The organism is Buchnera aphidicola (Cinara confinis) (assembly GCF_900128735.1).
GTDB classification, from domain to species: domain Bacteria; phylum Pseudomonadota; class Gammaproteobacteria; order Enterobacterales; family Enterobacteriaceae; genus Buchnera_F; species Buchnera_F aphidicola_L.
Genome location: NZ_LT667503.1, coordinates 340906 through 364508, shown reverse-complemented (window position 1 = coordinate 364508; position 23603 = coordinate 340906). Strand labels below are relative to the sequence as shown.

At 21.3% G+C, this 23603-nt stretch carries 17 protein-coding genes and 1 tRNA gene; 6 read left to right on the top strand and 12 right to left on the bottom strand.

The genetic code is table 11. The annotated features are described in order from the left end of the window. Nucleotides 1–75: 75 nt before the first annotated feature. From clpX to APCICONF2801_RS02135, 3 genes are all read right to left on the bottom strand, one after another. A complete protein-coding gene (clpX, locus tag APCICONF2801_RS01560; RefSeq protein ID WP_075432097.1) occupies nt 76–1320 on the bottom strand; it encodes an ATP-dependent Clp protease ATP-binding subunit ClpX in 1245 nt (414 codons plus the stop codon). Between the two features lie 71 nt (nt 1321–1391). Next, nucleotides 1392–2009, bottom strand: a complete 618-nt coding sequence (locus APCICONF2801_RS01555; RefSeq protein ID WP_075432096.1) for an ATP-dependent Clp protease proteolytic subunit — start codon at nt 2007–2009, stop codon at nt 1392–1394. Between the two features lie 528 nt (nt 2010–2537). Next, nucleotides 2538–2843, bottom strand: coding sequence for a BolA family protein (locus APCICONF2801_RS02135; protein ID WP_075432094.1), 306 nt, complete (start codon nt 2841–2843; stop codon nt 2538–2540). 316 nt (nt 2844–3159) lie between these two features. Here APCICONF2801_RS02135 and cyoA point away from each other — a divergent pair, with 316 nt between their 5' ends. The 4 genes from cyoA to cyoE all read left to right on the top strand — a co-directional run bounded on the left by cyoA (nt 3160) and on the right by cyoE (nt 7954). After that, on the top strand, nt 3160–4029 hold the full coding sequence (cyoA, locus tag APCICONF2801_RS01545; protein ID WP_075432093.1) for a ubiquinol oxidase subunit II: 870 nt from the start codon (nt 3160–3162) through the stop codon (nt 4027–4029). A gap of 53 nt (nt 4030–4082) precedes the next feature. Beyond that, the gene (cyoB, locus tag APCICONF2801_RS01540) at nt 4083–6074 is read left to right on the top strand and encodes a cytochrome o ubiquinol oxidase subunit I (protein ID WP_075432092.1); all 1992 of its coding nucleotides are present in this window, start codon (nt 4083–4085) and stop codon (nt 6072–6074) included. Then, entirely contained in the window at nt 6071–6694 is a 624-nt protein-coding gene (locus APCICONF2801_RS01535) for a cytochrome c oxidase subunit 3 (protein WP_075432091.1), read from the top strand. The genes cyoB and APCICONF2801_RS01535 overlap by 4 nt, the downstream gene beginning before the upstream one ends. Nucleotides 6695–7033: 339 nt before the next feature. Further along, on the top strand, nt 7034–7954 hold the full coding sequence (gene cyoE, locus APCICONF2801_RS01530; RefSeq protein ID WP_082252731.1) for a heme o synthase: 921 nt from the start codon (nt 7034–7036) through the stop codon (nt 7952–7954). 1 nt (nt 7955) lies between these two features. On the opposite strand, the gene APCICONF2801_RS01525 is transcribed toward cyoE, so the two are convergent. Then, a complete protein-coding gene (locus APCICONF2801_RS01525; RefSeq protein ID WP_075432090.1) occupies nt 7956–8267 on the bottom strand; it encodes a TusE/DsrC/DsvC family sulfur relay protein in 312 nt (103 codons plus the stop codon). A gap of 336 nt (nt 8268–8603) precedes the next feature. Beyond that, nucleotides 8604–9041: a transcription antitermination factor NusB gene (gene nusB, locus APCICONF2801_RS01520; protein ID WP_075432089.1), complete on the bottom strand. Its 438-nt coding sequence runs from the start codon at nt 9039–9041 to the stop codon at nt 8604–8606. Between the two features lie 217 nt (nt 9042–9258). Here nusB and APCICONF2801_RS01515 point away from each other — a divergent pair. Next, nucleotides 9259–9335, top strand: a tRNA-Met gene (locus APCICONF2801_RS01515). 78 nt (nt 9336–9413) lie between these two features. Here APCICONF2801_RS01515 and recD read toward each other — a convergent pair. From recD to APCICONF2801_RS01480, 7 genes are all read right to left on the bottom strand, one after another. Beyond that, nucleotides 9414–11258: an exodeoxyribonuclease V subunit alpha gene (recD, locus tag APCICONF2801_RS01510; protein ID WP_075432088.1), complete on the bottom strand. Its 1845-nt coding sequence runs from the start codon at nt 11256–11258 to the stop codon at nt 9414–9416. Further along, a complete protein-coding gene (recB, locus tag APCICONF2801_RS01505) occupies nt 11258–14785 on the bottom strand; it encodes an exodeoxyribonuclease V subunit beta (RefSeq protein WP_075432086.1) in 3528 nt (1175 codons plus the stop codon). The genes recD and recB overlap by 1 nt, the downstream gene beginning before the upstream one ends. A 25-nt stretch (nt 14786–14810) precedes the next feature. Next, nucleotides 14811–17852 (bottom strand): exodeoxyribonuclease V subunit gamma, encoded by a 3042-nt coding sequence (locus tag APCICONF2801_RS01500; RefSeq protein WP_419865540.1) that lies wholly within the window; start codon nt 17850–17852, stop codon nt 14811–14813. A gap of 150 nt (nt 17853–18002) precedes the next feature. After that, the gene (mscS, locus tag APCICONF2801_RS01495; RefSeq protein ID WP_075432080.1) at nt 18003–18905 is read right to left on the bottom strand and encodes a small-conductance mechanosensitive channel MscS; all 903 of its coding nucleotides are present in this window, start codon (nt 18903–18905) and stop codon (nt 18003–18005) included. A 175-nt stretch (nt 18906–19080) separates the two neighbouring features. Further along, nucleotides 19081–20160 carry a class II fructose-bisphosphate aldolase gene (gene fbaA / locus APCICONF2801_RS01490; protein WP_075432078.1) on the bottom strand — a complete coding sequence of 360 codons (1080 nt, stop codon included), beginning with the start codon at nt 20158–20160 and terminating at the stop codon, nt 19081–19083. Nucleotides 20161–20221: 61 nt separating this feature from the next. Beyond that, nucleotides 20222–21382: a phosphoglycerate kinase gene (locus APCICONF2801_RS01485; protein ID WP_075432075.1), complete on the bottom strand. Its 1161-nt coding sequence runs from the start codon at nt 21380–21382 to the stop codon at nt 20222–20224. A gap of 56 nt (nt 21383–21438) precedes the next feature. After that, the gene (locus tag APCICONF2801_RS01480) at nt 21439–22041 is read right to left on the bottom strand and encodes a YhgN family NAAT transporter (RefSeq protein ID WP_075432073.1); all 603 of its coding nucleotides are present in this window, start codon (nt 22039–22041) and stop codon (nt 21439–21441) included. Between the two features lie 411 nt (nt 22042–22452). Here APCICONF2801_RS01480 and asd point away from each other — a divergent pair, with 411 nt between their 5' ends. Continuing rightward, nucleotides 22453–23565: an aspartate-semialdehyde dehydrogenase gene (asd, locus tag APCICONF2801_RS01475; RefSeq protein WP_075432071.1), complete on the top strand. Its 1113-nt coding sequence runs from the start codon at nt 22453–22455 to the stop codon at nt 23563–23565. Nucleotides 23566–23603 lie beyond the last annotated feature (38 nt).

The window sequence follows — 23603 nt, the reverse complement described above, 5'->3', positions numbered from 1 at the left end:
ATAAAATTGCGAAAAAATATTGAGAATGAGTTTTTTTTTAAGAAAAATTTATATACAACAAAAATATAATCAAATTTATTCTGAAAAAATTAATTTTGGTGCGGTTTTATTTATTATAACAGAAGCATCAATATGTACTTTTTTTATATTTTTTAACATAGGCATATCATACATGGTATTCAATAGTATGGATTCTAAGATTGCGCGTAATCCTCTGGCTCCTGTATTTTTTAATATAGCTTGTTTGGCTATTTCTATTAAAGCTTCATTATCAAATTCTAATTGGATATTATCTAAAGAAAATAGAGTTTGATATTGTTTTATCAAAGAGTTTTTTGGTTGAGATAAAATATCTACTAAATTTTTTTGCGTCAATTTTTTAAAAGTAGCAATGATTGGAAATCGTCCTACAAATTCAGGTATTAATCCAAATTGTATTAAATCTTGCGGTTGTATTTTTTTATTTTTTTTATATTTTTTTTTGTTTTTTTTATTTTTTATTAATGAAGTATGGAATCCAACGTTTGATTTATTTTGTATACGTTTTGAGATTATTTTTTCTATATTACAAAAAGCTCCACCGCAAATAAATAGGATATTTGATGTATTTATTTTCCATAGATCTTGTTGAGGATGTTTTCGATTACCTTTAGGAGGTACCGTGGCTATAGTTCCTTCTATTATTTTTAGTAATGATTGTTGTACCCCTTCCCCTGAAACATCTCGTGTTATTGATAAATTTTCTGTTTTTTTAGCGATTTTATCTATTTCATCAATATATATAATGCCTTGTTCTGCTTTTTCGATATTATAATCACTATTTTCTATAAGTTTTTGTAAAATAGTTTCAACGTCTTCACCAACATAGCCAGCTTGAGTAAGTGTGGTAGCATCTGCTATAGCAAAAGGAACATTTAAATATTTTGCCAAGGTTTTAGCTAATAGAGTTTTTCCGCTTCCCGTAGGACCTAATAATAAAAGATTGCTTTTTTCTAATTCAATATTATTATTTTGATTTTCTTTGATATATTTTAATTTTTTATAATGATTATAGACTGATACTGAAAAAATTTTTTTAGCTTTTTCTTGTCCAATAATATATTTATCTAAATGTTTTTTAATGATATATGGTGAAGTAATGCGATTTAAGTTTGTTTTTTTTTGATTTAAATAATTATTTTTTTTTAATGTATCATAACAAAAAATAACACATTGAGTACAAATATTACCTGATAATCCTACAATCAATTTTTTTGTTTTATTAGCTGTTTTATTACAAAAAATACAAAATAATTTTTTATTATTATCTATATTGTTCATATTATATTCTTATATTAATTTTTATTATATAAATATTTTATAAATTTTTATTTATTATTGTTTTCTCAATATTATTTTTTATATAATATAGAATCGATAATTCCATATTGACGCGCTTCTTCGGGGGATAAAAAATAATCTCTTTCGGTATCTTCTATAATTTTATTTACTGACTGTTTTGTATGATCTGAAAGTAGTTTGTTTATTGTTTGTTTATTTTTTTTTATTTCATTAGCATGTATAAAAATATCAGAGGCTTGTCCTTGAAAACTACCTAGAGGTTGATGTAACATTATTCTAGCATTAGGAAGGCTAAATCTTTTTCCTTTTTTTCCGGCACATAATAATATTGCTGCCATTGAGCACGCTTGTCCTAAACAAATTGTATTAATATCTGGATTGACTAATTGCATGGTATCATAAATAGATAAACCTGCTGTAATGACGCCTCCTGGAGAATTAATATATAAAAAAATATCTTGAGAATCGTTTTCTGATTCTAAAAATAAAATTTGAGCTACGACCATGTTAGCTAACTGATCTTCAATAGTTCCTGTTATAAAAATAATCCTTTCTTTAAGTAAGCGCGAAAATATATCGTATGAACGATCTCCGCGTTCTGTTTGATCAATGATAAATGGTATAGGAATAGAATTTTTATTATTTCGGTTGATTATATTTTTTTTCATTTTTTTCCGTATTTTTAGTTATAGTTATTTTTTATTCTATGTATTATAATTTATTTATTATTTTTTTTGAAAAAAAAGTAAAAAATATTTATTTATTAAATTTATTTTTTTTTAAAAAAAAATAAGTTATATATTTGATATAATATATTTTTTATTAACTTTTTTTTGGATTTTATTTATTTTTTAGAAAATTTTATATTAACAGCAAGTTATAATTTTTTATATGAATATAAAATTTTTAATTTTAGAGATTTTTATATTTTATGTATTGATTTTATTTTTTTACTATTTTTATTTATTAAAAACAAGAATTTTTTAAAAAAATTAACAAAATTTTATTTATTAAAAATAAAATTTTTTTTTGATTTTTATTATTTTTGGGTGTTAAGATGTATTCTATAAAATTTATTTTTTTAAAAATTTTTTCTTTCTATAAGAAATAATAAATTGTATTCGATATTCTTTTATGTCATTTTATATAGAGTAATTTTTTTATTTGACAGTTTTATTTTTTTTGAGTTGATTTTATTATAGATTTTTTCTTGAACATTGTATTGCTCTATTTATTTTTTTCGGTATTTTTATCCATTCTTGAATGTCATAGGGAAATATTTGTAAAGAATATATTTTATTTGGAATATATTGAGATAATATTGAATAAATTTTTTTATGCCTATAAATTAAAGAAAGATTATTAAAATTTTTTGATACAATAATAAGTCTAAAATGGTTGATAGAATTATTTTTTAATATGTGTCGTTGATTATCATCATATATTTTCAAATAGAAAATATTTATTTTTGATTTTATTTTTTTATATATAATTTTTTTCATATAGGATTTTTTTATTATTTAATAATTTTTATACCTTATAGAATAGAACTTTTTCTTGAGTAAAAAGTATTTTTTAATAAAGATTTATTTTTTATACTATAACATTGTTCTGGATGTCTTGTGTAGTGATATTTTTATATATTATTTTTTTATCTAAAATGAACAAAATGATTATTAATTTTTATAAATTATTTTTATGTATAAATTAATTATAGGAAGAAAATTTATATGAATAATATAGATAAATAATTTATTTATATAAATCAATACTATTTTTAAATAAAAAAAATAAAAAATTTTTAATAGGTATAAAATCATGAAAAATCAAATAAAATTTTTCAGTTATAAAAAAAGTATTGTATTTTTTTTATTATTGTTATTATTTATTATGATATATAAATATAGTAAAAAAATATATATATATGTTAATGGTGATATTACTCGTATTCAACTAGAATTGATACTGCTTTCTTTTAAAACTATGTTATTTATCTTAATTCCTGTTTTTTTATTAACGTTTTATGTTGTATATAAATATAATTCTTTAAAAATGGATGACCATTATATTCCAAATTGGTCTCATTCAATTTTTTTAGAAATATTGATTTGGTTTATTCCGATTTGTATTACTATTTTTTTAGCGACTTTATCTTATAAATCAACACATTTATTGGATCCTAAAAAATCTTTGGAAGGTTTTAATAAACCTATTGTCATTGATGTTATAGCTTTAGATTGGCGGTGGTTATTTATTTATCCGGAATATAAAATTGCAACAATTAATGAAGTTTTTTTCCCAAAAAATATAGCGATAAAATTTCATATTACGTCAAATTCTATTATGAATTCTTTTTTTATACCTGATTTAGGTAGTCAGATATATGCAATGGCAGGTATGAGCACTGAATTAAATTTAAAAGCTAGAAAAACAGGTGTTTGTAAAGGAATGTCTACTAATTATAGCGGAAAAGGTTTTTCAAATATGAAATTTGATGTACATGTCGTAAAAGATTTTAAAAAGTTTCAGAAATGGGTGAATGAAGTAAAGTTATCAAAAAATAAACTAATTTTTAAAAAACAATTTTTAAATATATCAAAACCTTCTGAAAATATTTTTGTACAATATTTTTCATATGTAGATCCATTATTATTTTATAAAATAATTAATATGATTAAATATAAATAATTTTTTATATTATCTCATAAGATAATTTTAATTAATATACTGCAGGAAAAAATATGTTTGGAAAATTAACTTTTGATGCTGTACCTTATCATGAACCAATTATTATGATGACATGTTTCATGATTCTTTTATTTCTTTTTTGTGGATTTTTTTGTATTACTTTTTTTAAAAAATGGACTTATTTATGGAGTGAGTGGTTAACATCGGTAGATCATAAAAAAATTGCTGTAATGTATTTAATTCTCGCTTTTATTATGTTAATTCGTGGTTTTACTGATGCTATTATGATGCGAGCTCAACAAGCGCTAGTTTCATGTGGATACCTTGGTTTATTTCCTTCATATCATTATGATCAGGTATTTACAGCTCATGGGGTTATTATGATTTTTTTTGTAGCCATGCCTTTGGTTATTGGTTTAATGAATTTTATAGTTCCCCTACAAATAGGTGCACGAGACTTTGCGTTTCCGATTTTAAATAGTGTTAGTTTTTGGTTAACAGCTAGCTCAGTTATATTAATGACTTTATCTTTAGGAATAGGAGAGTTTGCAAGAACTGGATGGTTAGGATATCCACCTTTATCTGGTATTGAATATAGTCCTGGTGTTGGTGTTGATTATTGGATTTGGATTTTACAAATTTCAGGTGTAGGCGCTACATTAACTGCAATTAATTTTTTAGTGACAATTTTAAAAATGCGGACCGCAGGTATGACAATGTTTAAATTACCTGTATTTACATGGACAGCATTATGTACTAATATTTTAATACTTATATCTTTTCCAGTTTTATTTATTACTTTAATTTTATTAACATTAGATCGATATATTGGTTATCATTTTTTTACCAATAATATGGGTGGAAATATGATGATGTACATTAATTTAATTTGGATTTGGGGACATCCTGAAGTGTACATACTGGTTCTTCCTGTTTTTGGTATTTTTTCAGAAATAGTCGCAACTTTTTCAAAAAAAACCCTATTTGGATATATTTCATTAATTTGGGCTACAATTGTTATTACCGTTTTATCTTTTATCGTTTGGTTGCATCATTTTTTTACAATGGGTTCCGGTCCTTATGTAAATAGTTTTTTTAGTATTACCACTATGATTATTGCTATTCCAACTGGAGTCAAAATATTTAATTGGTTATTTACGATGTATGGTGGACGTATTAGATTGCATTTATCCATGTTATGGACGATTGGTTTTTTAATTACATTTTCTATCGGCGGTATGTCTGGTGTTTTATTATCAATACCTTCTATAGATTTTATGTTTCATAATAGTTTATTTTTAGTTGCTCATTTTCATAATGTTATTATTGGTGGGGTAGTTTTTGGTTGCTTTGCCGGTATTACATATTGGTTTCCGAAAATTTTTGGTTTTAAATTAAATGAAAAATGGGGGGTTTATTCTTTTTGGTTTTGGTTATCTGGTTTTTTTATAGCATTTATGCCTTTGTATATCTTGGGTTTTTTAGGTATGACTCGTCGTTTGAGTCAAAATATTGATTATAAATTTCATAGTTTATTAATAATTTCTGCATTTGGTGTATTTATAATTTTCTTAGGTATATTATCTCAAGTAATGCAATTATATTTATCTATAAAAAATAGAAATAAAAAAGAATATATAGATTGGACAGGTGATCCATGGAATGGTAGAACACTAGAGTGGTCAACTTCATCACCGCCACCTTCGTATAATTTTTCTTTATTACCCATAGTAAAAGAAAGAGACTCGTTTTGGAAAGAAAAATCTTTAAAAAATAAAAAAAATAAACATGTAATTTATGAAGATATTCATATGCCTGAAAATAGTAATCTAGGATTTTTTGTTGGTTTTTTTTCTCTTATTTTTGGTTTTTCTATGGTTTGGCATATTTGGTATTTGAGTTTTTTTGCGATTTTTTCTATTTTTTTATTTTTTTTAAAACATAGTTGTTCTATAAAAACGGGATATATAATATCAAAAAAAATTGTTGAAAGAAAAGAAAAGAATTTTCTTTTAAAAAAGAATATAACAAAAGGTAATGTATGATAGAGAAAATTAATTTTCAATATAATCATGTTAAAAAAATTGTTGACGCTGGCGGTCAACAAGAGTCATCTTCATTAGAAGAAAATAATATTTTTGGTTTTTGGATTTACTTAATGAATGATTGTATTATTTTTGCGGTGCTTTTTATTGTATTTATATTTATGTCGCATTATAGATATGATTTATATTTTTTTAAAAAAAAAATATTTTCTTTATCTCTTGTTTTTTTAGAAACAATTATATTATTACTTAGTTCAGTTACTTGTAGCATAGCTATAAAATCTATGTATAAAAATTCAATAAAATATATTGTATTTTTTTTATTTAATACTTTGTTATTAGGAATAATTTTTATTATTTTTGAATATTATGAATTTTTACATTTATCATTGGTTTTTTTTAAACCCACATATCATGGTTGTATATCATCTTTTTTTGCTTTAGTTGGTTTTCATTTTTTTCATGTTTTTTTTGGAATTTTATGGATAATAGTCATTTTAATGCAAATATTATCATTAAAAAAAATTAAATACATTCGTGGTTCATTATTATGTTTTAGTCTTTTTTGGCATTTTATAGATATTATATGGATTATTCTAATTTCATGTGTGTACTTATAAATTTTTATTAGAAAATTATTATTGATATAAGTTAAGGGTAAATATGAATATAAAAAAATTTCTTTATAGTATTATGAACATAAAAGATTATTTTTTAAAAAAATATATTTTTGGTTTTTTTTTATCATTTTTTTTATATTTATTTGTTTTTTTTATTGCGCATAATTATTATTTTTCTATAAAAAAAATGCAAGTTTATATATTTTTATTTATTATAGTGCAAATTTTTTTTCAATATAAATATTTTTTACATTTTAAATTATCTTATAAAAATTATTGGTATATTATTTTTTTAATTCTTACCTTTTTAATTATAAGCATTATTTGTATAGGTTCATTATGGGTCATGGGACATTTAAACCATTAATAAAAAGATCTTTTCTTTCTTTTTATAAAATAAATAGTTTTATTAAAGTTGTAAAACCGGGAATTATTGTAGGTAATGTTATTACATTAATAAGTGGATTTTTTTTAGCATCACAAGGAAATTTGCAAAGTCATCTATTATTCAATACTATAATAAGTATTATATTTATTATAGCATCTGCTTGTATTATGAATAATATCCTAGATAAAGATATTGATTTACGTATGAGTCGTACAAATCAGAGAATTTTATGTTTGTGGGGAGATAATCATTATTTAATATCTTTTTTTTGGTTTTTTTCATTTTTTTTATTGATATTAGGATGCACTATTTTTTATTTATATGTGAATTTTTTATGCGTACTTTTATCTTTGATAGGTGTTTTCTTTTATGTTTTTTTATATTCATATTTGTTTAAACGTAAATATGTTTATTCAACAGGGATAGGAAGTATCTCTGGAGCCTTACCACCTATTATTGGTTATGTTGCAGTAAAAAATGATGTAGATTTTTGTTGTCTTATTCTTTTTTTTATTTTTAGTATATGGCAAATAGCACACGCTTATTCTATTTCAATTTTTCGATTAAAAGATTATAAGACTGCAGAAATCCCATTATTTTCTGTAATCTATGGAATAGAAAAAACCAAAACAAATATAAATTACTGTATTGTTTTTTTAATTTTTTTAAATTTTTTATTTTATTGGTCAGGTTATGTATATATAATATATTTTATATATACTACGATTTTTTTATTTTTTTGGTATTTTTTTTCTTTTTTTGGTGTTTATTTTTTAAATAGTAAGATTTGGTCACGTTTTATGTTTTTTATATCGCTTGTAGTGATTTTTGTTATTAGTTTTTTTATGTCTTTAAATTTTTATTTTAACTAAATTATAAACATATTTTGGGTTCTGGTAATCCAGCTATTTTACTTAAATTTTTTATTGGCGTACTTTTAAACATTATAAATAGATCTTGACTAGTTAGTAATATTTTATATTCTTTTTTTAAAGATAAAAGTAACATACGTGTAGTAGGGATAATATTATATTTTTTATAAAAAACTTTTATGATTAAAATTACTTGCCAATGTTTTTTAGTTAATAAAATATTTAGTTCTTTAGCAAGTAAGATTGCTTTTTTTTTATTCCATTTTTTAGACATTATGTTAATTTTTTTATCAGAGATTATTTTATTATTCATTTTTTATTTTTTTTTATTGATCTTTTATATTATTTTTATTATTAATTAATTATATATTTTTGAGTTAAGATTTATAAAAATCTATAGAGTTTTATATCACTTTATTAAGAATAATGATTTTTTTTAAAAAATTTTTATATAAAATATTTAAAAATTTTATTTTATTTTTAATTTAATAATTTTTTATTAAAAATATATTTTTAGATTTTTTTTATTAGATTTTTTATTGATTTAAAAACATAATAATTTTATAAAATAAATAAAAAAAATATAATGATATTTTTTTAAAAATTTTTAGATTTATTTTTTTTAAAAAAAGACTGTTGATAAGGGAATTTATTTGTTTTTTTTATATGTAGTTTTTGTATTATTTCTTAATATAAGTTTATCTAACACACCATTAATAAATTTATGGCTATCACAAGAGCCAAAAATCTTTGCTAATTCTATTCCTTCGTTAATTACGACTTTATATGGAATATCTTTACGTTTAAATATTTCGTATACAGATATTCGCAAAATATTTTTTTCAATATAATCAAGTTCATAAATTTTTCTTGATAAACAAGGAGATATGAGCTGATCTAAAAAAATAATGTTTTGAGCTACGCCTGAAATAATTTCATGAAAATATAGCATATCAATATAAACCTGATGATGTTGTTTTAAGATAAACTCTTTTATTTTTTCGATTGATTTGTTTTGAGACACTTGCCATGCATATAGAACTTGTAAGGCTAATATGCGTGCTTGGCGTCTTTTTTTAGGTTTCATTTATTTTATTCTCTTTTAAAGTATGAAAAATTGATATGATAGATATATTTATAAAATTGATATCTATTTATTTTTTTTATATTTTATCTTTTATTTTTATTAAAATATATCTTTTTTTTAAAAAAAGTATTAAAATTTTATAATTTTTATTTTTTATACATTTTTAAGAAAAAAGAATTGCAAATTATATGAAAAAGAGTATAATAAAAATTGTAATAGCGGGGTGGAGCAGTACGGTAGCTCGTCGGGCTCATAACCCGAAGGTCGTTGGTTCAAATCCAACCCCCGCAACCAAAAAATTTATTACAATAATCAATTATTATTCCTTCTTTATTTCTATTTCCTTCTAGTTATTTTTTAAAAAATTATTTTCTATATTTTTTTTTTAAAAATATTTAAATGTATGCCCGAGTATCTTTTTTTTTTCCAGTTAATAATCTTTTTTAAAATATTAAAGTCGGCATATATCTTAATATTATATTTAGCTCTTGTAATTCCGGTATAAATTAATTCTTTTGATAATATTTTTGAAATATAATTAGGAAAAATTAAGATTACATAGAAAAATTCTGATCCTTGTGATTTATGTATAGTTGTTGACCATGCTATTTCAAAATTTTCGATTAAAAAAGGGTCAATTTTTTTTATTTTATCTGTATAAGATAGAAAAAAGACCTTTAATTTTTCATTTTGATTTAATAAACATATACCAATTTCTCCATTAAATAATTTTAATGTTGGATTATTTGCGGTAATCATAATAGGTCTTCCATGATACCAATGGTCTTTTGTTTTTTTTATATTTTTTAATTTTATATTTCTTTCTATAAATTGATTAATAATTTTTACTCCAAAAGGTCCGTCCAATAACGCACATAAAATTCTAGATTTATTAAAGTACTCAAGAATTTTTTTAGGGTTATGCTTTTTTTGAATATATTTCCAATAACCTTGATATATTTTTAAAATTTCTTTTAACATAAAAAAATAATTATTATTTTGATTTATTTTTTCCCAAAAAATATTTTTATATTTTTTTTTAATAATTAATGAAAAATCAATATATTTTTTTTTTTCTAATGCAGCGGATAAAATACCGATTCCTGATTTTTTATTAAATCTATATTTTTTTTTTAAAATTATCATGGTATTATTGATATTAGAAGGATATTTACACGAATCAATTTTAGTTTTTTGTTGAGTAATTTCTTCTAATTTTTTAGAAAATATGGCACTAAATTTATTATTGGCTTTTTTACAAATTTCCTTGATTATTGATCCTACCTCTATAGGAGGTAATTGATTTAAATCACCTAAAAAAATAATTTTTGTTTTTTTTGAAATAACATTTGTAATATTTTCCATCATATATAAATCTATCATAGAAGATTCATCAATAATTAATATATCAATATTAGAAAGTTTTTTTTTGGTATATTGATATGAATATATTTCGTTAGTATCTTTTTGAACGCCTAATAATCGGTGGAGTGTTTGTCCTTTTTTTGGTATTTTTTTTTTTTCTTTTTTGGTGAGTTCACTAAAAGTAAGAATTTTATATACTACTTCTGTAATACGAGCCGCAGCCTTACCAGTAGGAGCTGCTAATTTTATGTTAATTTTTTTTTTTAATTTAATAAAAAATATAATTAAGTAAGTGATTATAGTTGTTTTTCCAGTTCCAGGTCCTCCTAAAATGAATGAAATATGATTCAAAATCATTACTCCAATAGCAATTTTTTGAATTTTATCTATATTTTTTGTGCAATGCATTTGAAATAATTTTTTATTTTTTTTTGTTTTTTTTATTTTTTTTTTGTGGTTTAAAATAAATTTAATAATTTTTTTTTCAGCATTCCAGTATCGATATAGGTAAATACGATTTTCTTGAATAACTAATGGGGTAACAATGGTTCCGTTGCTACAAAAGGGGCTATTTAATACAACATTAAACCAATTTTTTTTATTTAGGATAGTACTCCATAATTTTTTAAAAATATTTTTTTTTTTAAATATTTTTTTTTTTTGAAATAGGTTTATTGGTAAACAACTATGTCCGCAATTTGCAGAATAACTTAAATATAATATGACTAATTTTATTTCTGAAATGGTTTTTGGTATTAATAATGTGCAACAATAAAAATCAATATTGTTAAGAAATTTTTTCTCTTTGGCTTTTTTTAATATATTACAAAAAATTTTTTTTTTATTAGTCATTAATATATTATCCCATTAAATAACAAATCTAATTTATTAGTTAATACATAAGGTATTTTTTTAAAAAATATTCCAGAATTTTTACCTTTTTCCTCGAGAGCTCTTAAAAAGATATAAAATAGTCCACCAAAATTTTTTTTATAATGATAATTTTTAATATGAATCTTAAGATATCGATGGAGCGCTAAAGTATAAAATTGATATTGTATATCATATCTATGTTTAATTATTTCTAATTTTATATTTTTTTTAGTATACGCGCTATTATCAGATCCTAACCAATTAGATTTATAATCTATAAAATAAAATTGATTTTTCCATTTAAAAATTAAATCAATACTTCCAATTAAGATTCCTGATATATTATCATATGATATATCTGGACATAATGAAGATATCTTATCGAATTTTTTGATATAATAATTCATTACTTTAAAGTTAATATATTTTTTAATAGGAATTGTAAAATTCATTTCTTTTGTATATTCTTTAAATTTTAATTGGGTTAAGGAGATATTAAAATCTTTTAATAATACTGAAATCATCATTTCAATTGATTTTTTAATTTTTTTGATTAAATAGTTAGGTATAGATAAATAATTAAAATTTTTTATTTTTTTTTCTATATCTCTATTTTTAGAAAAATCAATTTTCTTTAATATTTTATGTAAAAAAATTCCGTATTCGACGCCTTGTAATTTTTTTTTTTTTTTCTTTTCTTGTTTTTGATATAGAATATCATCGAAAAATTTTTTATTATATTGTATAGAATAACTTTTATTATATGTGTTTAATTGAGAAAAACTTATGATTTTCCAAGGATAAATTATTTTTCTTGTATTATAATTTTTTTGAAAATCTTTTTTATGTATAAGGTCTTTTTGTATTTTTTTTGAATTTATATTTTTTTTAGAAATTTCAATTACATTTTTTTTTTCCATACTATATAAAATATTTTTTAATTCTTGGTAATTTTTTTTTTTTCCTTTTTGTAATAAGTATCCTAAAGCACTAAGATGTGTATTTGTATCCTGATTTTCTTTATTTTTGTTTTTTTTCTTTTTAATTGGAGCTACTCCAATACTGCAATGTAAGAGGCTGCGTGTTATGCAGACATATAATAATCTTAAATCTTCAGATAATCTTTCTTCTTCAGATAATTTTTGAGTAATTTTACTATTACTTAAATCTAATATTTTTTTATATGTTTTTCTACAATAAAAAATTTTTTCTTTGTTTTTATAAAAATTACTAAAAAATGGTATCCATACCACCGGATACTCTAAACCTTTTGCTTTATAAACGGTAATTATTTTAATTTTCTTTTTAGAATTATTTTCTGAAAAATAATTATTATTATTATTTTGATTTTTTTGCTCTCTACTTTGTAAAATTTTTTTCTTTAACCATAAGATTAATAAAAATTTATTTGTTATTTTTTTTTGTTTTTGAATTAAAATCTCCCTTAAAGAAAAAATATTTTTTATATTTATTTTATTCAATGAAGTTAGAATATCACAGTGAATCAGGTTAAAATCTTTTATTATTTCTTCGAGTAGATTAAAAATACCGTATTCTTGCCAAATTTTTAAATAATTTTTAATTTTTTTTATGAGTATCAAATACTCTTCTTTTTTTTTATTAATTTCATATATTTCATAAATATTTTTTTTAAAAATATGAGTAAGTAAAATTTTTTGTAATTTTTTTTCATTTAATGGGTGTAATATAGAATCTAATATCCACATAATCTCTTTTGTTTCCATTAAATTAAAAATATTTATTTTTTGAGAGGTATATTTTGCAGATAACGCCATTTTTTTGAAAGCGTGAGTAATAAATTTTGCTTCATATTTATTTTTTACCAATACAGCTATATCATTCGGTTTAATAAAACGTGAAATATTATTTTTTAAATTAATTTTTATTTTTTTTTTTATTTTTGAGGATAGCCAGTTAGAAATAGTTTCTGCACATTTTTTGGCTATCCATTTATAATAATTTTCTTTTGTACTTGTTTTTTTTGGATATAAATAAAATTTTAATGCAGGTTGTTTTTTGTTGTTAATGTAAAAATTCATTTTTTTATTATTAATATGTTTTTTTGCTGGTTTAAAATTAAGTTCTTGAAATAAAAAAGGTTTTTTTACATTTTGAAATAAAGTATTAATAGCTATAATCATATTATGTGAAGATCGAAAATTTTCTTTTAAAAAATAATGTTTTTTTATTTTTTTTTTTAATTTAAAATAATTAAAGATATTAGCATTACGAAAACTATATATTGATTGTTTAGGATCACCAAAAAGAATTAATGATTCATTTTTTGATTTTTTATATATTTGATAAAAAATTTCATATTGCATACTATCAATATCTTGAAATTCATCAATAATAGTAACTGGATATTTCTTTTTTATTAATTTTTTAATTCTGGAGTTTTTAAAATTTGTTAATTTTAAAAATATTTTTGTAATATCATGAAAATCAATTTTATTTTTTTTTTTCTTTTCTTTTTGAATTCTAGTTAAAATACCATGTAATGAAAATAAAATATATAATTGATTTAATGAAGTATATTTTTTATACAATTGATCAATTTTATTAAAAAATGATTTTTTAATTTTATACTTTTCTTTACATTCTTGATTAATTTTTTTTATATTAAAATATTTTAAAATATTAGGAAATTTATAATTACATGTTTTTTTTGAAGTCCATAGTTGAATTTTTTCATACCATTTTTTTAAATTTTTTTGATTGTATATTCTTTTATTAATTTGTAATTTTTGAAATATTAACTTAATTTTCTTTTTTTCTTGGTTCCACATTTTTTTAATAGCATTTATGTATTGTATTAATTTTTCATGTTTTTTTTCAATATCTTTTTTATAAATTCTTTTTTTAGAGAAATTAAGACAAGTATTATTAATCCATTTATATAAATAATTAAATAATTTTTGAGGGTTAGGCCATTTTTCTATAAAAATTTTTGTAATCTCTTCAGAAAAATAATAAATGTTTTTTCTCCAAAAATCTTGAGTAGCTTGTAGTTGGATTGGATACATATTTTGAATAATTTTTTCAGGAATATTTTCTGGAAAAAAAAATTTATATTCATTTAATATAGACCAAAAAAAACTATGTAGGGTATATATAGCTATATTTTCGATTTCATCTTTAGTTTTTTTAAGAATTTTTTGAGTTAATGTAAAATTTTCAATATCATAAAGAATATTTTTGATATAATTAATTTTTGTTTTCTTTGTTATACATGCTTGATATAATTGTATTATCCCTTGGTATAATCTTTTTTTTAATTCATTTTTAGAAGCTTCAGTAAATGTTACTAAAAGAATATCGGTAGATAATAATTGACGTATATATTTTTTTTTTAATCCTAAATTAATTAATAAACGTAAATATAATATAATAATAGAAAATGTTTTTCCAGTTCCTGCAGAAGCTTCAATTAAAGTAATACCTGGTTTTGGTAATTTAGATACATTATATTTATAATTTTTCATTTTTTTCTTCTTTTTTACGAATTAATTATTTTATTGTATGATATTTTAATACTGGTAAATACCAATATTTACAGATTTTACATATTTTATTAATATATTTTTCATTCATTATTGGGAGAATTTTTTGTATATATATATTATTTTTTTCGCCATTGATTAGAAAGTTTCCATGCCATGTTTCTAAAAATTTTTTTCTGGCTATTTTTTCTAAATTTGAATTTTTTTTTGTATAATGATAAGTTAACCAATTTATTCCAGATTTTAACAAAAAAATTGGTTTTTTTAGGCCGGTTCTGTATCCTTGGATATATTTTTTTAGATATAATAATGCTTTTGATTTTTTGATAGAAGAAAATTTTAATATTTTATTATCGATACTTAATAAAATACTTTTTTTTTTGTGATTTAATGCGCAAGAAACAAGATGTTCTAACCATAAAGAGAAAGTGTTTTGATGGTTTATTTTCATAACAGTCCAGCGTATTAAACCTGATTGATTAACTTCAGGTAATTTTCCAAATAATTTATATTCTTTTATTTTTAGTTTAAATTTTATTGTTTTTGGTTCTTTTCTTTTTTTGTTTATTAGAAGTATTAGTTTTTTAATTTGATTTTTTTGTTTTTTCCAAAATATTTTTCCAATATTACCATAGGGTATTTTTCCTAATTGTTGATATTTTAAAAATAATTTTTTTGTTTTTTTTTGAGATAAAAGTAAAGAAAGTATTTTTTTATTTATTTTATATTTTTCGATTAAATTAACTGAAAATACTTCATTTTTTAAAAGGATTGTTTTTATTTCTGAATTTATTTTTATTTTTAATGTTTTATAAAAAAAATAATTAATTGGATTTTGCCAAAATTTAATTAAATTTTTTAATTTTATTTTTTTAGATATATAGTATTTTATCTTTTTTTTAACATTAGAGTTTTTTTTCTTACAATAAGAAATATTTTTTATTGTTGTAGAATTTGATTTTTTATCTATTTTGTTTTTTTGATATTCACTATCTTTCAAAGGATTATAAAAAACATATTTTAAAATATTTTTATATTTTTTAATATTTTTATTTTTGTTTTTTTTAATATAATAAAAATTTTTTTGAATATAGGATTGCAGATTATCTATAAAAATAGAAGAGCTTTTATTATTTTCTTTTTTTATTTTTTGAATAGCATAACTACAATATAAATAATTTTTTGCAGACATAATAGTTTCTAAAAAAATATTTTGAGTATTATTGTATATATTGTTATTATTAATCAAATTTAATGCATTTTTTTTTTTAGAAAAAAAATTTTGAGTACAATCTAATATACAAATCATTTTAAATGGTATATTTTTGACCTTATTTAATTTTATGCAATTTAATGTACCTAAAATAAAATTTGGGTTTTTACTGCGATATGCTTTTCTTTTAAAAAATTCACGAATTAATTCATTGATGGATATTTGATCTGAATAATTTTCTTTTATTCCATGTATTATTATATTATACCAGTTCTCTTTTAATTTTTGAAAAAATTTTTTTTGTTGATCTGGAATTTGAAAAAAATTTTTTAAAATATTTGGGATTACTTTCAACCAACTTTTGAGTTTTTTCTTTGTACTTATAAATTTATATAATTTTTGTAAACATAAAATAAAATCAATAAAATTGCCTAATAAAATTCTTCCCCGTGTGTAAGATACACTATATGGAAAAATATTATTCCATGAATAATTTTCTTTTTTAAAAAAAATACCAGATGTGATTTTTTTAATAGCATAATTCCATGTATATTGTTCAATTTTTGGTAAAGACATATTATTTAAATGTTTTATATCAAAACCCCAATATATTCCAAGCTTTAACATCCAAGAATATATGGTAGAAAGGTCTTTAGAATGTATAGAAAATTTTTTACGTATACAAGGAATATCTAAAATAGATAATATCCATGAATGTTGAAAACGATTATTTTTAATATTTAATAGTTTTTTTATTATTAAAAATATTCTTTTTTTATATGATGGATTTTTGTTTTTCGTATTAAAAAATGTATAATTATTTTTTTGGTATTGAAAAAAATAATTTATATATGGGATATATTTTTTTATATTAATAGCTGTTATTAAAATATTGTGAGGTTTTAATTTTGTATCAGTATTGATTTTTTTTGTTATATAGTTATATAACGTTTTTATTTCTTGATAATAAGTTTGACATTCTACAATAGAAACAGAGTGATCATATATATGATATAAATTTTTTTTTTTTTGATTTTCGAATTTAGAATTAAAAATATCTGATTGTAATTTTTTTAATACGTTTTGGGACTGACTTTTTTGGGGAATAAAAATTTTTTTTATAATTTTTTTCTTTTTATTTTTAGGATTAATTTTTTCTTTTTGAATTATTTTACTAAAAAATTTTTTTGGTGGATGATTTTTTTTTTCTTTTATAGCAACATATTGATAGTAATGTATTTGAATATATGGTTTTATCATAGAGATGATAAAATCATTAAATGGAGTATTATTTTCTAAAGATATAATAAAAATATTTAACGGTAATTTTTTTTTTATTTTTTTTTGTTTTATAGATAAATAAAAATTTTTAATTAATTGAGTAAAACTATTATTTTTTATTTTTTTTATTAGTTCATTCCATATATTTTTTTGCCATATATGAGATTTTTTTAATTTTAAATTATTTTTTTCATTTTCCCAAAGATAAATCCAGTGTGGTTTTAAGTGTAAATATTCAATAAATAGTTCGGATAAATATAGACAAAGTTGAAATTTTTTATGTAGAAATATTTTTTTTTTTTGTTTATCGATTGGAAATTTATGAATAAAAGACATTAAATTCCAGGTTAGATAATATTTATTAAACAATAATGATTGTTTTATTTTTTTAATATAATGTATTAGATTAAAAAAAAAATTTTTGTTGATTATATATTTTATATTAGCACAGATATTGAGTTTTTTTGAAATTTTTATATTTAACCATTGTTGAATATAATAATTGTCAATAAAAAAAATATTTTTTTCTAGAATATTTTTTTTTTTATAAAAAATAATTTTTTACATAATTTTTCTATTAAATATTTCATTTGATTTGATTTATAAATTTTTAACATACAACCTCAAAATTATTGATATTTAAAATATTTTTTTAAAATCTTTTATATGGCGTAGAATTTTCTTGATCTACGCCAAATTTTTTAATTAAATTTTATATATTTTATTTTTTTGAATTTTTTTAGAATTATTTTTTGAAATTTTATTTGTTTTTTTATGTAAATAAACATCCATTTGTGGACATGGTATTAAGATATTATTTTGATCTAATGTTTTTTTAAACTTTAACATTAAATCCCAGTATACCGTATTCAATTCTTTTGTACTACTCCAACATTTCACAATAAAATTTAAAGATGATGGGGTAAATTCGCTTAATCCAACTACATATTTTGGTTTTTTTAAGACGCGTTCATCATTTTTTAATATTGAGGTGAGCACTGAAATAACTAAATCTACATCAGAATCATAAGCTACGCTAATAGTAAATTGATTACGACGCATAGGTTCTCTAGAATAATTAACAATATTTCCGGCTATTATTTTTCCATTAGGAATAACTATTATTTTGCCGTCAAATGTTTTTAGCATGGTGTGAAATATATGTACATGCTGCACTGTCCCGGCTGCATTTCCTAAGTTAACATATTCTCCTGTCTTAAGAGGGCGTAGTATTACTAATAAAACTCCAGCGGCAAAATTTGATAAAGATCCTTGTAAAGCTAAGCCAATAGCCATACCTGCTGCACCTAAAATAGCAATTATTGAGTTTGTTTGTACACCCATTCGACCTAATGCCGCGATAAACGTAAACATGATGATTATGTAACGAACTAGTGTGGAAACAAATCCAGAAATTGTATTATCAATTTTGCGTGTTAATAAAATTTTTTGTATTCCGCTGGCAATAATCTGTCCAATAAAAAATCCCATTGCTATAATAATAGCGGCAGATGATAAATTAATTATATATGATAATAATACTGGTTGTTTTGTGGCGAACCAAGAGCTTGCATGATTAATTTTATTCACTACATGTAATTCTTCCATTTTTTCTGCAACAAATATTTTTATTGCACGTATTTATAATTATTTTCTGTTCTAAATTTCAGGTAATTAATCACCTATATAAACAGTACGAATTTTTATTATACAAATACTTATATATTCATAGTTTATAAAAGATTATATATAACAAAGAATAAATACTATGTAGATCTTTTATTTATAAAATATTTTTTGCATTTAATTTTTTAAAAATTTTTTTAAGGTATTTAAATGAATATTTTTGTGAGTTTCTTAACCATACTCTGGGATCATAGTATTTTTTATTTGGCTGATTTTTTCCAGTTGGATTTCCTAATTGGTTTTGTAAATATTCTTGATTTAATAAATAAAAGTCTAATACTCCTTTCCATGATGCCCATTGCATATCCGTATCAATATTAAATTTTATTACGCCATATTTTATAGACTTTTGAATATCTTGAATACTGGTTCCTGATCCGCCATGAAATACAAAATTTAAAGGATTTTTAGGTAATTTTTTTTTTTGACTGATATAGTTTTGTGCTTTTTTTAAAATAGATGGCTTTAAAGATATTTTACCTGGTTTATAGACTCCATGTACATTACCAAAAGCTGCCGCAATAATAAAGTTATCGCTTATTTTATTTAATTTTTTATAGGCATAAAAAATATCTTTTGTATCGGTATATAAATATTTTTTTTTAATCTTCGAATTATCAATGCCGTCTTCTTCTCCGCCTGTACATCCTAACTCAAATTCTAAAATCATATTTAGATTTGTGATTTTTTTTAAATAATTTCTTGAAATGGAAATATTTTTTTTAATTGTTTCCTTGGATAAATCAATCATATGAGAAGAAAAAAGAGGTCTTCCATGGTTTTTGAAAAAAGTTTCTCCTTTTTTTAATAAACCATCAATCCAGGGGAGGTTTTCATTAGGACAATGATCAGTATGTAAAATTACAGGAACTTTATAATATTTTGATAATAAATGTACGTGCTGAGCAGCAGAAATTGCTCCTATAATAGACGGTTGATATAGATTTTTTGTTCTTAGACCTAGACCACTAATAAAAGCAGAACCACTGTATGAAAGCTGTATTATAACCGGCGATTTCATGTAAGAAGCTGTTTCTAATACACTATTAATTGATTCATTACCAATACAATTGATAGCAGGAATAGCAAATTTATTTTTTTTAGCTAATGAAAATAATATTTTCATTTCATGAGAATTTAATACACCGGGTTTAATGCGTTTTAAAGTATTACCCATAACTTAATGATCCTAATTCTTTTATTATATGAATTTTTTGTTTTTTTTATAGAATAAATTTTTATTTTTTTATAGAAAAACTATTTAATAATTTTAATATAGGCAATGTTTTTTTTTCAATAAATTGTAAAAATGCACCACCTCCAGTAGAAATATACGATATTTTATTTTTTAAGAGAAATAAATCTATAACTGCTATTGTATCCCCACCACCTGCTATAGAAAATGCAGGGCTTTCTGCGATAGCTTTAGAAATTTTTTCCGTTCCTTTCCTAAAGTTTGGAAATTCAAATACACCTAATGGACCATTCCATAATATTGTTCGGGCGTTTTTGATTAATTGGATATAATTTTTTATTGATTGATCGCCTATATCCATAATTTCTTCATTATTTAAAATTTCCGAAACTAATTTATTCTTTGCAGGAGTAGTAATAGAATAAGATTTTCCAACTCGAGAATCTATAGGTAAAATTATTTTTTTACTAGAATATAATTTTTTAGCTTTTTCTTTAAAATTTTTTTCATGTAATGAATTGCCTACAGGGTGATATGCAGATATAAATGTATTTGCAATACCTCCGCCAACAATCATGATATCTGTAATTTTTAATAATGATTTTAATAATTTAAATTTTGTGGATACTTTAGCACCTCCTATGATGCTAATCATAGGTCGTTTTGGTTTTTTTAGTATTTTTTTAAGTTTTTGGATTTCTAACGATAATAATGGTCCTGCACAGGCTAGATCTACAAAATTACAAATTCCATAAGTAGATGATTCTATTCGATGTGCAGTAGCAAAAGCATCCATTACAAAAACATCACATAAATTTGCATATTTTTTTGATAAATCTTCATTATTTTCTTTTTCCCCATAATTAAATCGTACATTTTCTAATACAACTATTTCACCAGCTTTTATATTAAATCCATTTAAATAATTTTTAATAAAATTAATATTTATTTTGGGAAATATTTTTTTTAAATAGAGATATATTGGATATAGTGATAACTTTTCTTCATATATATAATTTTTCGGACGCCCTAAATGTGATGCAATTATAATTTTTGCGTTTTTTTTTAAAGCTAATTTAATTGTTGGAATAGATCGATCAATTCGTTCATGCGATGTAATACATTGATTTTGTATAGGAACATTTAAATCCATTCTAATAAATACACGTTTTTCATGTAAGTTTAAATCTTTCATTTCGATCATAAAATTTTTTCTTCTTTTATATTATTAAGGATTTTTTTATTTATTTTTAAATTATTTTAAATTTTAAACCAACTACTAATACCATTTAAAAACATTTGAGTAGAAAGCATAATTAATACTAAACCCATTAAACGTTCTAATGCATTTATTCCTTTTTTACCTAAAATCTTTAAAAAGAAATTTGATGATAATAAAATAAACATACTAATAAACCAAGAAATAAATAAAGAAATTAAAAGATAACACATATGCGAAGAATATTGATGTGATAATAATATCAATGTTGCTAATAGTGATGGACCGGCAACTAAAGGAATAGCTAATGGAACTAAAAAAGGTTCATCTTTTTTTTCTTTTTGATTATTTGCTATATTAATAGGTTCCGGTGTAGGGAAGATCATTTGGACGGCAATTAAAAAAAGTACAATTCCTCCGGATATTGATACCGTTTCTGTTTTTAAATTTAAAACAGATAATATTTTTTCTCCTAGAAATAGGAATAATAACATAAATAAAAGCGCAATTATCATTTCTCGTACAATAACAAAACGTCTACGTGAAGATGATGTATTTTTTAAAATAGATATAAAAATAGGAAGATTACCTAAAGGATCCATAATTACTAATAATAAGATTATTAAAGAAATAATCGTTGTCATATTTGTTTTCCAATTTTTTTGATAAATTATTTTTATTAAATTATATGAGATTTTTTATAATCATGAATAGATTTTTATTTAAAAAAAATAATATTTTGATTTTATTAAATTAATTTATTAAAACTTTTTTTTAAAATATTTTTAATAATATAAGAAATTTATATTTTTTTATTTAAAATATGTTATTTTATTACAAATCTAATAGATATAAATGTTTCGATTTATATATCTTTTCTTTGACGATTTTTTTTATAAAATATATATAAATATATCATATTGTGAATATTAAAAATATTGTAAAATAAGAATTATTAAAAAATATATTAAATATAAAAATATTGTTAGTGTTACTATTATACTCAATTATTTTATGAATGAATAAGGTTTTATTAAGAATAGGTGCTTATAATTATGAAAAAATTAGTTGGTTTTATTGGTTGGAGAGGAATGGTAGGATCGGTATTACTAGATAGAATGCAAAAAAATAATGATTTTAAAAATATTAACCCTATTTTTTTTACTACATCTCAAGTAGGAGAGAAGACTCCGGTGATGATAGATTGCACTACGTCTTTTCTAGAAGATGCTTATAACATTGATCATTTAAAAGAATTAGATATTATTGTTTCCTGTCAAGGTGCAGAATATACGTCTATAATTTATCATAAACTTCGTAAGCTTGGATGGAATGGCTATTGGATTGATGCTTCTTCAGAATTAAGATTAAAAAATGATTCGATTATAGTATTGGATCCGGTCAATTTAGATTCTATTCATAAAGCATTAAATCAAGATATTAAAACGTTTGTTGGCGGAAATTGTACTGTTAGTTTAATGTTAATGGCATTGGGAGGATTATTTAAAAGAAATGTTATTGAATGGGTGACTGTTTCGACATATCAAGCTGTGTCAGGTGGTGGTGCAAAATATATGTTAGAAATGCTTCAACAAATGGGTTATATATATAATTCAATATCATTAAGGAATAAAATATTAAATAAAGGTATATTAGAAATTGAAAAATTAGCAAGAGACGCTATGAAAAATAATTTTTTTCCAAAAAAATATTTTACAGTTCCTTTAACTGGAAGTTTAATTCCATGGATAGATTCTTCTATGAAAAATGGACAAAGTAAAGAAGAATGGAAAGGAGCTATAGAAACAAATAAAATATTAAATTCAAAAAACTATATACCTATTGATGGAACATGTGTACGGATCGCGTCTCTTCGCTGTCACAGTCAATCATTTTTTATTAAGTTAAATGATAATATCCCAATTAAAAAAATTGAATCATGGATTAGTTCGCATAATCCGTGGGTAAAATTTATTAAAAATACAGAAAAAGATACAGTAAAAAATCTGACCCCATTTGCTGTTACCGGTACATTAAATATTCCTATTGGTCGCTTAAGAAAATTAAATATTGGAAAAAATTATATTTCTGCTTTTTCTGTTGGAGATCAATTATTATGGGGTGCTGCTGAACCATTAAGACGGATGTTAAATATTTTGATATCATAATAAATTATTAAATATCTAGATAAATATTCCCAATCTTC

Bases quoted from the DNA above. Each gene is read 5' to 3' on its own strand.
- cyoE (WP_082252731.1), top strand. From the start codon at position 7,034: ATGGGTCATGGGACATTTAAACCATTAATAAAAAGATCTTTTCTTTCT.
- asd (WP_075432071.1), top strand. From the start codon at position 22,453: ATGAAAAAATTAGTTGGTTTTATTGGTTGGAGAGGAATGGTAGGATCG.
- cyoA (WP_075432093.1), top strand. From the start codon at position 3,160: ATGAAAAATCAAATAAAATTTTTCAGTTATAAAAAAAGTATTGTATTT.
- fbaA (WP_075432078.1), bottom strand. From the start codon at position 20,160: ATGGGTAATACTTTAAAACGCATTAAACCCGGTGTATTAAATTCTCAT.
- APCICONF2801_RS01480 (WP_075432073.1), bottom strand. From the start codon at position 22,041: ATGACAACGATTATTTCTTTAATAATCTTATTATTAGTAATTATGGAT.
- clpX (WP_075432097.1), bottom strand. From the start codon at position 1,320: ATGAACAATATAGATAATAATAAAAAATTATTTTGTATTTTTTGTAAT.
- recD (WP_075432088.1), bottom strand. From the start codon at position 11,258: ATGACTAATAAAAAAAAAATTTTTTGTAATATATTAAAAAAAGCCAAA.
- APCICONF2801_RS01485 (WP_075432075.1), bottom strand. From the start codon at position 21,382: ATGATCGAAATGAAAGATTTAAACTTACATGAAAAACGTGTATTTATT.
- cyoB (WP_075432092.1), top strand. From the start codon at position 4,083: ATGTTTGGAAAATTAACTTTTGATGCTGTACCTTATCATGAACCAATT.
- recB (WP_075432086.1), bottom strand. From the start codon at position 14,785: ATGAAAAATTATAAATATAATGTATCTAAATTACCAAAACCAGGTATT.
- APCICONF2801_RS01535 (WP_075432091.1), top strand. From the start codon at position 6,071: ATGATAGAGAAAATTAATTTTCAATATAATCATGTTAAAAAAATTGTT.
- APCICONF2801_RS02135 (WP_075432094.1), bottom strand. From the start codon at position 2,843: ATGAAAAAAATTATATATAAAAAAATAAAATCAAAAATAAATATTTTC.
- nusB (WP_075432089.1), bottom strand. From the start codon at position 9,041: ATGAAACCTAAAAAAAGACGCCAAGCACGCATATTAGCCTTACAAGTT.
- mscS (WP_075432080.1), bottom strand. From the start codon at position 18,905: ATGGAAGAATTACATGTAGTGAATAAAATTAATCATGCAAGCTCTTGG.
- APCICONF2801_RS01555 (WP_075432096.1), bottom strand. From the start codon at position 2,009: ATGAAAAAAAATATAATCAACCGAAATAATAAAAATTCTATTCCTATA.
- APCICONF2801_RS01525 (WP_075432090.1), bottom strand. From the start codon at position 8,267: ATGAATAATAAAATAATCTCTGATAAAAAAATTAACATAATGTCTAAA.